Source organism: Vibrio sp. E150_011 (genome assembly GCF_053544015.1).
On sequence record NZ_JBHFOL010000005.1, the window covers coordinates 261,963 to 274,069 of the forward strand.

Genomic DNA, 12,107 nt, shown 5'->3' on the forward strand with positions numbered 1-12,107 from the left:
ATAAGTTTTTTAATGACACGAGATATACCGAAATTTATTCAATTAAAAATTGAGCTTATTAGAATAAACAGTGATAGCAATATCATTCTCATGATTGCTTGTTATAATCATATATCTACCGTTTTCTTCTCACTATAAAATCACTTTGTTGAAAAAAAGACCGTCGTTGGGTGTTTTCCCATGTGGTTGGTAGGCGTGGAGGTTATTTTTTAATACGTTCTTTAATTAAGATTCCTAAACGATTTATGGCACTGACAATAGTCGTAGACATTTCATGTGAAGCATTTAATCGAAAACAGTGATCGAACTGTTTATTGGTTGCAAACATTTCGCCTGGCGCAATGCTGATATGCTCTAACAGAGCCGTCTTGTAAAGCTCGGTTGCATTGACGTAATTGGGCAGAACGACCCAAATGAAATAGCCTCCAGTCGAGTAATAAGCATGAGCGCCTTCAGGCAAGGCTGCTTGCAATAACTGCCACGTTTGGAATTTTCGTTGCTCTAGTTTTCGTCGCAATAGGCGCAAATGACTTTCGTAATGTCGAGTTGATAGATAATTCGCGAGGGTCAGTTGGACAGGTGCACTGGTCGATAAGGTGCTCATCAGTTGAAGCTTTTGAATTTTTAATGCTTGGCTCCCTGCGGCGACCCAACCGATACGAAAGCCTGCGACGAGTGATTTGGAGAATGATGAACAGTGGAGCGTCATGCTTTGAGTATCAAAGGCTTTGGCTGGTAACGGCTTATCACCGCCATAATATAACTCGCTATAAACGTCGTCTTCGATTAAATAGACGCCGTGGTGTGTAAGGAGTTCAATTAGCTTCTTTTTTTTCTCATTCGATAATGTAAACCCTAACGGGTTTTGGAACGTCGTCATCAACCAACACGCTTTAACGGGATGGGTTTTCAATGCATGCTCCAATGAATCGAGGTCAATGCCGTCTTTGGGGTGAGTATTGACAAAGAGCGCGCGTAAATTGAGACGCTCCAACGATTGTAGTGCGCCATAAAAGGTCGGAGATTCAACAATGACCCAGTCACCGGATTTTGTCACAGACTGCAGGCTTAAGTTCAAGGCTTCTAATGCACCGGCAGTAATAACAATCTCGTCAGGGTTAATGTTCATCCCTTGGAGGGCATATCGCTTTGCTATGGTTTGTCGCAAGATTTCATTGCCTGGAGGAAGGTTATCTAAAGCATAGGAGGTGGGCATAGTACGGGCGGCGTGCATTAAGGATTTATTTACCTGACGGTGTGGATAAAGGTTAGGATCAGGGTAAGCAAAACCAAAATTGATGACGTCACTATTACGGCTAGCTTGTAAAATATCAAACACAAAATCGTTGATATCAACACTCTCTGACGCTTGAATACTCCTTTGAATGCTTGGTATGGGTACATCTTGAATTTGGGGAGCAACAACATACCCAGAGCGTGAGTGTGATACAACCCATCCCTGACTTTCTAGTAATTGATAAGCATTCATCACGGTCATTAGGCTCAGCCCGGATAACTCAGTTTGTTTTCGTAGAGAAGGCAGTTTACTGCCTATTTCCCAAACATTGTTTCTGATCTGGCGTTTGATTTGCTCAGCAAGCTCAATATATTTAGCCAATGGGACCTCTATACGGGCACATAAATCGATATTATAGCTTGAACTATCTAGCTGTTATATCTAAAAAATGGAAATCTGTATCTATTATAGTTTGATGATTCACTGTTATTATTGCCCGTGTAGAGAAGCGATCTTAACAACGATGCAACTAAGATTCATGTTGGGTCTGTCGTGATGAGTATGTGCAGTAAGTGGAGGTCAAGAGGTGTCACGGATACTTGATTTCATTAATAATGTTCGAGTCAAACTCAGTAGGGAATAAGCTAATGACGAGTGTAAACAAACAGCTAAAACTATTTGGTATCGCAGGCGTGATCGCCATATTGAACATTGGCGCGCACCTGTTGGGTGCGAAGATGTTCATTGATTTACCAATGGCTGAAATAACGATGGCGTTGATTCCTGTTGTCATGATTGTTTTGTGCATTGTAGGCTTCAAAATGGCTGATAAAGAGTGATCAAATGTGTGTTTGAACACAATCTTGGTAGATTAAAAACTCTGACTGATGGGTTTCGCCGTATTCGAAGACGTGAATGGGAAACTGCTCTTGGGTTAAGGTTAGGCGGGATTTGCTGGCAGAATGCACAGTGTGTTGGATGGTAGAACCGGTTGCTGTGACAATGACAATGGTAAATTGTCGCTCTGTAGTTCTGAAGTCAACAATGTTAGAAGATGGCTCCATTTGGCAGGTGACGGAGAGGCGAGGTAAAGGCTCGTTAGCGCTTGGGGCGGCGTAAACGATGTTGGAGTTGATGAGAATAAGAGCGGCAGGGAGTGCCGCTCTGAAGATACGCATACTATAAACCACGTATTAGTCTTGATTGATGTAAACAGTAGAACCGTTGCTTCGTGTGACTTGTACGCTAGCAAGATCATTATGATTTTGGATAGTTGTCACAGTGTTTCCGCCAGTACTAAATAAACTAACCTCAGCGATGGAGTCGCTTTGAGTTTGGCTGATATAAACGGTGTCGCCCCAAGAGTCATATAGATCAACGTCAGCTTGGTTATCGGCGTCGTTTGCGCCATTACCTTGGGATATTAAGACTGAAGAATCGTACGCCCAATCAGTCTCTACATTTGCTTCGTTGTTCACACCTGTTTGCGTGATGGAGATTTGATTACGGTGCGAATTTTCCATATCAATATCTGCATCGTTACTATCGCCAACTTGGGTAATTGAAGCGGTATTTCTATCAGACCTCGCCATGTCAATATACGCTTCGTTTGTATCACCGGTTTGTGAAATTGAAGTAGAATTTAGATCAGAGGAGCCTACGATTTCTATATCAGATTCGTTGTTGTTGCCGATCTGGTTAGACCATACAGTGTTACCATCCGATTTGTCATCAACATCAATGTTGGCTTCATTATCATCGCCAGTTTGTAACGCAGAAATTGTGTTTCTATCAGAACGCGCCGTTACTTCGACACTGATGTCATTTCGGTCTCCATCTTGATAGATGTAAGATGACCCACCGTCAGCACCCTTATAGAAAACGTCAACTTCATTGTCACCCGCTACGCCGGACGTGATTTGTTGCACGCTAACACGAACATTATTTGCACGGTCTAATTCAACGTCCGCGTCGTTATCCCATACGTTTGCTGCTTGTGCATTAAACGATAAAGCGACGACAATTGCTGTAGCTAAAGTTAATTTTTTCATGATAGATTTCCTTATTGTCCTTTCCGACACTATTTATCCCATTTTTTGGGTTATTATTTTCCTTGGGTTAGCGAAATATTCGCTGATAGACCATTGTTGATGATGAGTAGCTCACCTCCGTTTTGTGTAAATGACAGCGTATTCTCGACCTGAGCCGTATTCTTCACGTAAGCGATGTTGCCGCAGTCGTTTTGTGTAAGTTCAATATCTGACTCATCGGTACCTGTTTGAACGATAAATGCAGCGTTATAGCTGCCGTCTTGTACAATAGTGGCCGTCTTGTCGCTGCCGAGTTGTGTTGTTGCTGCGATATTGACTGTTCCATGTTGGCTAATGTCACTGGTATTATTACTACCGTGTTGAATGACATAGGCCTTATTTTTTATCCCGGCTTGTTTTATCGTTGCGATATTAGGTTCAATGACGCCAGTGTCATTAATTTGATCCACAACCACGGTCCCTAGAATGGACTCTTCTAGTATCACGGTCGCTTGATTTTGATAATTATGATTGGCCGAATGGGTAACCGTTGAAAAAAAGATAACCGTCAACATAAGCCCAATCGTCGATCTGGTTTTCATCGTATACCTCAGGTTGTTAGGTTTATATTATTATCGACCTTTGCTAGTGGGAATATCTATAAACTATATTGAGTTTTTAAATACGATTACATCAGCCATAGTTTACAGATATATCGTGCTTGTAAACTATTTTATGATTATGAAATGCAGAGTTGATGTAAATCAAAAATTAATGCTTTACACCATGAGTTAACAAGGTAATTGTTTATTATTGTCATGTGATGATAAGGAGCAAAATATGTCGTTTAACTGGGTGTTTTTATTATCAGTTTTTTTTATTTTACTTCCTATCTCAGGAGGCGCTAAAAGTGAAGGGGCTTCTAACGACACAAGTATAAAAATTGAAAAGGAACTTAGTGATGAAAAACGATACGCCACATCGTATAAAAAATTCAATGAAATAAACGGCGTCATTGTTGATCAAACGATGACGCGATTTGGAGAAGATTTTTATAAACCATTTTCGCAATTGATGAATGCTCGATTTGAAAACCTAGAAGTTAACTTGACGGTAAAAGAACGTCCAACCGCTCTGTCCGGTAGCATTATTTCGGTAATTCATAGAAATACAGTGATATTTAGAACCGCCATCACGCCAGGTAGGAAAAAAACAGAGTTAGAAGCCCAAAGGGCCGTAAGTGTGGTGAGTAGACATATCGATAAATGGGAAATTAACGAACGCTTCATGGATAGGTTTGATATAGCTCGTGATGAATTCTAAGGAAGGAAGATATGAAAGGCAAGCTTGCAACCATTGTAGGGATATGCGCATTGAGTCTGAGTATTCATGCTACGGGTTCTGAATTACTTTATGAGCCTGTAAACCCCAGTTTTGGTGGTGATCCGCTAAACACTACCCATTTGTGGAATCATGCTAACGCGATTAATGACTATGAAGATCCTGATAGTGAACTGTATAGCTATGAGGAAGAAAGTGCCTTAGACAATCTAGCCTCAAGTTTAGAGTCACGACTCATTAGCCAACTGTTGGCCGACATTGGTAATGGCAACACCGGGCAACTTGAAACGGATGACTACTTTTTAAATGTCGTGGACAACAACGGAACGTTGACGGTACAGATTGTCGACAAAATATCCGGTGAATCATCTGAAATCATGGTCAGTGGGTTAAACCCAGATTGAGGCAAATATGATGAAAAATATATTAATAGTATGTCTGTCGTGTTTAATGATGGCTTGCAGTAACGGATTATCGATGCCCGACATTGAAGACCAACCTCAGCTCATGCAAAGAAGCTCAACGTACACTGATTTGGTTAACTTACCCGTTCCTCAGGGGCGAATATTAGTGTCCGTGTACGACTTCCGTGACCAAACTGGGCAATATCGTGTGTATCCCGCAAGCAGTTTTTCTACGGCGGTTCCTCAGGGTGGCACAGCGTTGTTAACAACGGCTTTATTAGATTCTAAGTGGTTTATTCCTCTAGAGCGTGAAGGACTACAAAATCTTTTGACAGAAAGAAAGATTATTCGAGCGGCTCAAGACAAAGGCACTCAATTGGCGAATCACAAGAAGCATCTACCCTCACTGAATTCTGCTAATATCATGATTGAAGGCGGAATTGTTGCTTATGATTGGAATATAAAAACGGGTGGTGTAGGCGCTAAGTATCTTGGTATTAGTGCAGCAGGCGAATACCGAGCAGACCAAGTTACGGTTAATTTACGCGCAGTTGATGTGCGCACAGGAAGAATTTTATCGAGTGTGACGATTAGCAAGACCATCTTTAGTCATGAGTTGTCGATGGGGGCTTTTCGGTTTATTGACTATCAAGAGTTGCTAGAAGCAGAGCTAGGTTACAGTAACAATGAGCCGGTTAATATTGCACTTATGTCAGCCATCGATGCTGCGGTCATCCATCTGGTGCTTGATGGTGTATCAAAAGGATTATGGAAACCAAGTGATGTTGCTAGTCTTAAAGCAAACCCTGTCGTAGCCAAATATACCAATCAAACTCGTGAAATATTGTAGTGTTACTTCAATATAAAGTGAGTACTATAAATATAACATCCGATGTAAGCCTCTATAATCAAGAGGGCTTTATTTGAAAATGACAATTGAACTCAAAAGAAGATTAAGCGATATTGGCTTGCTCTTCTTTTGGGTTTAATTGTGACCAGTTTACTTAAAGTCGCCCTCAACAGCATCGCTAAACGGTTTTTTCGGGAGCTTCGTAATCAACGTTCTCACCAAGCCACAGCATAGCTTGTACTCGGTTTTTAACATTGATTTTTTTAAAGATATGGTGCAAGTGCGTTTTTATCGTATTTTCGCTTACAAAAAGATATTCGGATATTTCAAAGTTTGATTTTCCTTGTGCAACGAACGACATAATTTGTTGTTCTCGCGTGGTCAAAATTTGAAATGAACGAATACCTTTCACTTTGTAGTCTTTACGATACAACGTAATAAGTTGTTGTGATAATTCTCGAGTGAACCACATTTCGCCAGATATTATTTTGTCGATGCCTTTAAATAGAGTATCTATTGAATCGGATTGATAGAAAATACCACTTAATGAACGCCACGCGATCAGGTCTTTAGGTTTTACTTCAGGTGGGCAATTAATGATAATTTCGGGCTTTTGTTTTGTATTAGTGTCTGCGATTTTCTTTGAAGTTTCCGGGTGACGAATCATTTCATCATGATCAATGATGATGATGTCGACACTGTGCTCTGATTCGTTACCGTTAAATTTATTGTAGAGTGAAATAGGAGATAAGTGAATTAGCTTGATGTCGGAATTTTCAGTCAATAAATTCTTCAATGATGTTGATTGGATGTTTCTTTGAGTATAGAAAACGCCATGAAATCGATTGCTTTTCATATTTATTCCTTTAAATATAATACTCGTTTGTTTCATCATAGTGTAAACGATGTGATATATCTAAAATACTATGTTTATATGTTAAAAAGATTTCATATAATTATTGATAATCTAATTGGTTATATAAAATACATATATTTAACATTTATAAGTGTTGGATTTGGTTATTAAATGGATATTTATGTCGTTTTTTGATTTTCTATGTTGATGATTTCCTGTTGCTTTACTTAAGAATAAGGCAGAGTATACAAATGACAGGCGAACTTTGTTTTTGTATGGGATCATGGCAATCGCAGATGTGAGCGATTGCCAATTTGTTTTAGGTCATAAAATATATGGGATGCTAGATGAAGTAGGCATTAAAGTTCATTACACTTATCACGTATAATGAACTTTAATGTTATTTCCGTCTCTTCTATTACATCGACTTTTTTATCTTCAAGCCTATGAAAGTAAAGCCAATGCCCTCTATTAGCAACGATATACCAACAAAAGTACCTAACAAAGTCGTCGAGAAAGCTGGGTCATCCAGCAGCATGAAGAAGTAACTGCCAATTAAAACGGATAGAACACCGCTGAGTATAATCACGTTGCTGCTAGGTAAACTACGATTGCTCAAGCCAAACAAGATACGAGTTAGGCCGTTCAATATCATCACGATAACAATCAACATGGTAATGGTGACTAGCCCTGCTAGTGGCTTAAATACAATGAATAATCCGCCTACTAGATAGAGTAGGGCGCTCAGTACATACCAGAGTTTTTCGTTCCATGTATGAATGGAGAAGGCATGATAAGCTTGCGCAATACCACTGAAAAGTAACACCACACCAACGACGGTTGAGATGGTGACCCCAGCAAAAATGGGCAAACTGACCGCTCCAACGCCGGCTAGCGCAATGACAACGCCAACGACGACAAAATATTTCCAACCTTTGGATAAAAAATTAGATTGCAAAGAAGAATGACTGTTATCCATCCGATACCTCTTAGTTAGGAATGTATTCCTACCTAGTCTAGTGTAAGAAAAACGTTTGACACATTTCTCTACGTCAACATGGCTAAGGATTTTTTGCGCTGATTTACTTGGCGCAGATTTCCTTGGCGCTTAGTGACTTGGCTGCCTAGTTGCTCAATTCTTTTGTCATCTAGTCGCTACAGAATATGTAACAGGCAGCACATTAATCTATTCTGTTGTCAGTATTATAATATCAATATTAAAAAACCACGTGTCCAATCGCGGCTTGTTTCATGGAGCGGCATGAAAAATAGTAGCGTGACATGAAAGTAACAGAGGAAGAAAAATGAAATACAGACGTATGGGGAACACTGGCTTACAACTCAGTGAAGTGGCGCTAGGATCTTGGGTGACGTTCAATAAGCAAGTAGATTTATCCGCAGCAAAAGAAATTATGCAAAAGGCATACGATGCAGGCATCAATTTTTTTGATAATGCTGAAGGGTACGAAAGCGGCGAGAGTGAGCGCTTGATGGGACAAGCAATTGCAGAGCTTGGGTGGAGCCGAGATAGCTTTATCGTCTCTAGTAAAGTCTTTTGGGGCGGGGATAAACCAACACAACGAGGATTGAGTAGAAAGCATGTGTTTGATGCGTGCCACGCCGCGTTAAAGCGCTTGCAAGTTGACTATCTAGATTTGTACTTTTGTCATCGCCCAGATGTTGATACACCCATTGCGGAAACCGTACGAGCGATGCATGACCTAGTCAGCCAAGGCAAGGTGATGTATTGGGGAACATCTGAATGGAGCGCACAACAAATCACGGAAGCTTGGGGGATTGCAAAAGCGGAAAACCTCATTGGTCCTTCAATGGAACAACCACAGTATAACCTGTTAGTTAGAGATAAAGTGGAAGCCGATTATCGCCCACTATATGGGTTAATGGGTCTTGGAACCACAGTATGGTCACCGTTAGCGAGTGGACTTTTGACCGGGAAATACCTTGATGGTGTACCGGAAGATAGCCGACTCAATCTACCGGGCTATGAATGGCTCCGAGATGTTTTGGTGGGTGAAGACAACAAGCTAGATCAGATTAGACGTTTGAATGCGTTGGCGGAATCTCTGGGTACGCCGTTACATTACCTGGCATTAAATTGGTGTTTAGCGAATGAAAATGTCAGTTCAGTGATACTGGGTGTGTCACGTTTGTCGCAGTTAGAAGATAACTTGGAAGCGATAGCGCACCGCGATTTGGTCACACCAGAGGTCATGGCTAAGATTGATGCCATCCTTGACAATAAACCGGCTGGGCTAGAGCGCTTTTAATCGATAAGCAAACGGTCCGCTGCAGATGTAACCAGTGTTGCTCTCGGTGGACAATAAAGTTTGAGCTCAAATGTGCCTTTTCAAGTTATTCATAGTCATTAAAAAGATGAAGCTTGACCATTTGGGAGGTACATTGCTTCCAGCAGGCTACGGAAGTAACATTAAGGGTTGTTTAAACCCCCATAGGGGTAATTCCCATTCTAATGGTTAATATCTAAGATTATGTGGGTGAACTGAAAGAAAGCATGGTTCTTATAGGAACTGTGTTTTCTTTGCTGATTAGGATCGGACAGGGGCGATATTGGTAAACTCATTTCTGCCCCATTGTGTTTTACATTGGATGCTCTGCACGACATTGAGTTTGGTATTTAACTTACTTTTCCTCATGACAAAAACTCTAGTTATACGACTAAATTTGTTCATCCAGTTCAAGCGAAAAAAACGAGTGATTAACTCCGGTTTACATCTCGTCTATTTCGTTTTGTAGGTTTTCTAGCTGGTCTAGAATCAACAAGAACTTCTCACCGAACGGCGTCACTTGGTACTCAACTCTAGGTGGCAGTTCGTTGAACATTTGCTTCTCTAAGATCCCGAACTCTATATTTCGCTTCAAGCATTCATTCAATACCTTGGTCGATAACCCTTCGACCGAGCGCACCATTTCACCGGGGCGATTAATGCCATTTGCCAGCAATTGATAAACCGTTAGCGACCATTTGCAGCCGTAGATGGTTTCTACCATGCGAGCAGAGCGATCTGGTGCTGATTTTCTTGAAAAAAAGTTTTCCTGATTTTTCATAAAGATGTACCAATAAGTACCTACCTAACCGATTTGTACCTACTATTCATAATGTTAGCTCAAAGTCTAAGATTACCACGTTCACATGACTTAGGAGATAACAAAATGAACTTCACTAAAAATGGTATTGCAGTCGTAATCGGTGGCACAAGTGGTATGGGCTTTGAAACAGCGAAGCAGTTAGTCGCTCAAAACATCCATGTGTTGGTGGTCGGAAACAACCCTGCTAAGTTAGATAAAGCGATGTCAGAACTGCAATTGCTCGGTCACGCTTCAGGCTGGCAAGCTAATCTTTATGATGATTCAAGTGTGTCTCGCCTTATCAAACGCCTTGAGTCGTTAGATGAAGGTGTTGGTTACCTTGTTAATGCTGCAGGTTACTTCAACCCTAAAGCGTTTATCGAACACCAAGAAGCAGATTACGATCAATACATGCAGCTCAACAAATCGACCTTCTTCATCACTCAAGCGATAAGCAAATTGATGATAAAAAACGGCGGCGGCAATGTGGTTAACGTTGGCTCTATGTGGGGGAAGCAAGCTATCAAAGCAACGCCATCTTCTGCTTATTCAATGGCGAAGGCTGGCCTACATTCGTTAACACAACACATGGCAATGGAATTAGCCGAGCATAGCATTCGTGTGAATGCGGTTTCTCCGGCTGTGGTTAAAACACCGATTTACGAATCTTTCATTAAACCAGAAGAAGTGGACAAGGCGCTAGAAGGCTTCAACGCATTCCATCCAATTGGCCGAGTAGGTCAACCGAAAGATATCGCTAATAGTATCTCTTTCTTACTGTCAGACAGTGCAGATTGGGTAACAGGGGCAATCTGGGATGTTGATGGCGGTGTGATCGCTGGCCGCAATTAATTAGGATTCTTTTTAGGTGCTTGCTGCGTGGGCGAAATAGCAGCGAGATGCCTCCTTGATGAGTATTCGCGTAGAATAGAAACTAGAAAGACAACAATAATAATTAAAACGATAACAAAAGTAAGGTTGCTATTATGTTCAACATGGATTTTTCCAAGAGACTGGTTATAGAAACCGAGACATTAGATTGGATCGCGAGCCCTGCAAAAGGGGTATGGCGCAAGCCGCTAGAAAGAGAAGATAAAGAGTTAGGTCACACAACCAGTGTCGTGAAGTACGATTGTGAATCTTCGTTTTCTGAGCACCCACACCCACAAGGCGAAGAGATCTTCGTGTTAGACGGTGTATTCTCTGATGAAACAGGAGACTTCCCTGCAGGCACTTATATCCGTAATCCCCCGGGCAGTGCGCATTCTCCATCAAGTAAGGACGGTTGCACGATCTTGGTTAAGTTAAACCAGTTTGATGCGAGGGACTTAACCCAAGTTCGCATCAACACTCTAGAAACAGACTGGCTTCTGGGTATCGGCGGTTTACAAGTGATGCCACTGCATGAATTCGAACACGAGCATGTCGCCCTAGTCAAGTGGCCCGTTGGCGAACGTTTTCAACCGCACCGCCATTTTGGTGGTGAAGAGATATTTGTATTATCTGGAACCTTTAAAGATGAACATGGCGAGTACCCGAAACACACATGGATACGCAGCCCTCACATGAGCGAGCATTTTCCTTATGTAGAAGAAGAGACTGTCATTTTGGTGAAAACAGGGCACCTTCCATTTGGTTAGCCTGTGTTGAAGCTTAAACCGCATTTATTCATCACCCTGGCGGTAGCTAGGAAGGTATAGGGGGTAAAAAAGGAACGTGTTATTTTTACGCCCATAGCCTTGATAAAGGCATTAACGAAGACAAAGCCTTCAATTATTTAGTCTGGACTTTATGTGAATGCATTTACATTGTGTGTTTGTGGGGTAAAAACTGCTCTGTTCTAGTTAGACCGGGCGCCAAGTTAAGCAACTCTCCATACTTGTAGTTATTCATTATTTCCTAATTTTGGAAAGCCGCTAGCAAGTTTGTCCAAAGGCGTGCCAGTTCAGTTTTCATCAGCGCAAAATAAATCCCGGCATGTGACTGCCTCTACAAATAAAAACTAACCGTCATCCCCTTGAAAAAGGGGATCTCATTCAGCGCGTTGCGAACCTATTCGTGTGTTATTCATTTCTATTTAAGTAAGTCACATGCTGATGAAGATCCTCGTTTGCACGAGGATGACGGCCTAATTGGGATGGGTAGAAGAGCAATAAGCTGAGAGCTTTATGTCCAAAAATGAGTTTCAGTATATGGAGGAATAATATGATTTCGTAAACGCTGTGAATAGATTCCTGCCTGCGCAGGAATGACCATACTTTTGACTTTTGACTTTTGACTT

14 protein-coding genes are annotated in these 12,107 nt (G+C 41.3%); 7 read left to right on the forward strand and 7 right to left on the reverse strand.

What is annotated here, in order from left to right; translation table 11 throughout:
• Positions 1–202: 202 nt before the first annotated feature.
• Positions 203–1,618: an aminotransferase-like domain-containing protein gene (locus tag ACE1OE_RS11100; protein WP_449211065.1), complete on the reverse strand. Its 1,416-nt coding sequence runs from the start codon at positions 1,616–1,618 to the stop codon at positions 203–205.
• A 266-nt stretch (positions 1,619–1,884) separates the two neighbouring features.
• Between ACE1OE_RS11100 and ACE1OE_RS11105 the strand changes: the two genes are divergently transcribed.
• Complete coding sequence (locus ACE1OE_RS11105; RefSeq protein WP_102469144.1) at positions 1,885–2,076, forward strand: hypothetical protein; 192 nt, start codon at positions 1,885–1,887, stop codon at positions 2,074–2,076.
• On the opposite strand, the gene ACE1OE_RS11110 is transcribed toward ACE1OE_RS11105, so the two are convergent.
• Genes ACE1OE_RS11110 through ACE1OE_RS11120 form a run of 3 tightly spaced genes read right to left on the reverse strand, consistent with a single transcriptional unit; the run spans position 2,077 to position 3,869 of the window.
• Complete coding sequence (locus ACE1OE_RS11110) at positions 2,077–2,415, reverse strand: hypothetical protein (RefSeq protein WP_449211066.1); 339 nt, start codon at positions 2,413–2,415, stop codon at positions 2,077–2,079.
• Positions 2,416–2,430: 15 nt separating this feature from the next.
• A complete protein-coding gene (locus tag ACE1OE_RS11115; RefSeq protein ID WP_449211067.1) occupies positions 2,431–3,288 on the reverse strand; it encodes a hypothetical protein in 858 nt (285 codons plus the stop codon).
• 53 nt (positions 3,289–3,341) lie between these two features.
• Positions 3,342–3,869, reverse strand: coding sequence for a hypothetical protein (locus tag ACE1OE_RS11120; protein WP_449211068.1), 528 nt, complete (start codon positions 3,867–3,869; stop codon positions 3,342–3,344).
• A gap of 238 nt (positions 3,870–4,107) precedes the next feature.
• On the opposite strand from ACE1OE_RS11120, the gene ACE1OE_RS11125 reads away from it, so the two are divergent.
• The 3 genes from ACE1OE_RS11125 to ACE1OE_RS11135 are packed head-to-tail and all read left to right on the forward strand — an operon-like array spanning position 4,108 to position 5,862.
• Entirely contained in the window at positions 4,108–4,590 is a 483-nt protein-coding gene (locus ACE1OE_RS11125) for a CsgE family curli-type amyloid fiber assembly protein (protein ID WP_449211069.1), read from the forward strand.
• 11 nt (positions 4,591–4,601) lie between these two features.
• Entirely contained in the window at positions 4,602–5,012 is a 411-nt protein-coding gene (locus ACE1OE_RS11130; RefSeq protein WP_102469139.1) for a curli assembly protein CsgF, read from the forward strand.
• 10 nt (positions 5,013–5,022) lie between these two features.
• Complete coding sequence (locus ACE1OE_RS11135; RefSeq protein WP_449211106.1) at positions 5,023–5,862, forward strand: CsgG/HfaB family protein; 840 nt, start codon at positions 5,023–5,025, stop codon at positions 5,860–5,862.
• Positions 5,863–6,040: 178 nt separating this feature from the next.
• Here the strand turns inward: ACE1OE_RS11135 and ACE1OE_RS11140 are convergent, their stop codons facing one another.
• Together ACE1OE_RS11140 and ACE1OE_RS11145 are read right to left on the reverse strand one after the other, a co-directional pair.
• The gene (locus ACE1OE_RS11140) at positions 6,041–6,718 is read right to left on the reverse strand and encodes a LuxR C-terminal-related transcriptional regulator (protein ID WP_449211070.1); all 678 of its coding nucleotides are present in this window, start codon (positions 6,716–6,718) and stop codon (positions 6,041–6,043) included.
• 418 nt (positions 6,719–7,136) lie between these two features.
• Positions 7,137–7,697 carry an HdeD family acid-resistance protein gene (locus ACE1OE_RS11145; RefSeq protein ID WP_449211071.1) on the reverse strand — a complete coding sequence of 187 codons (561 nt, stop codon included), beginning with the start codon at positions 7,695–7,697 and terminating at the stop codon, positions 7,137–7,139.
• Positions 7,698–8,022: 325 nt separating this feature from the next.
• Between ACE1OE_RS11145 and ACE1OE_RS11150 the strand changes: the two genes are divergently transcribed.
• Positions 8,023–9,006 carry a potassium channel beta subunit family protein gene (locus ACE1OE_RS11150; RefSeq protein WP_449211072.1) on the forward strand — a complete coding sequence of 328 codons (984 nt, stop codon included), beginning with the start codon at positions 8,023–8,025 and terminating at the stop codon, positions 9,004–9,006.
• 460 nt (positions 9,007–9,466) lie between these two features.
• Here ACE1OE_RS11150 and ACE1OE_RS11155 read toward each other — a convergent pair whose 3' ends face one another.
• Positions 9,467–9,805 carry a winged helix-turn-helix transcriptional regulator gene (locus ACE1OE_RS11155; RefSeq protein WP_102469135.1) on the reverse strand — a complete coding sequence of 113 codons (339 nt, stop codon included), beginning with the start codon at positions 9,803–9,805 and terminating at the stop codon, positions 9,467–9,469.
• Between the two features lie 105 nt (positions 9,806–9,910).
• Here ACE1OE_RS11155 and ACE1OE_RS11160 point away from each other — a divergent pair, with 105 nt between their 5' ends.
• Both ACE1OE_RS11160 and ACE1OE_RS11165 read left to right on the forward strand, forming a co-directional pair.
• Entirely contained in the window at positions 9,911–10,678 is a 768-nt protein-coding gene (locus tag ACE1OE_RS11160; protein ID WP_449211073.1) for an SDR family NAD(P)-dependent oxidoreductase, read from the forward strand.
• 134 nt (positions 10,679–10,812) lie between these two features.
• Complete coding sequence (locus ACE1OE_RS11165; protein ID WP_449211074.1) at positions 10,813–11,466, forward strand: cupin domain-containing protein; 654 nt, start codon at positions 10,813–10,815, stop codon at positions 11,464–11,466.
• Positions 11,467–12,107 lie beyond the last annotated feature (641 nt).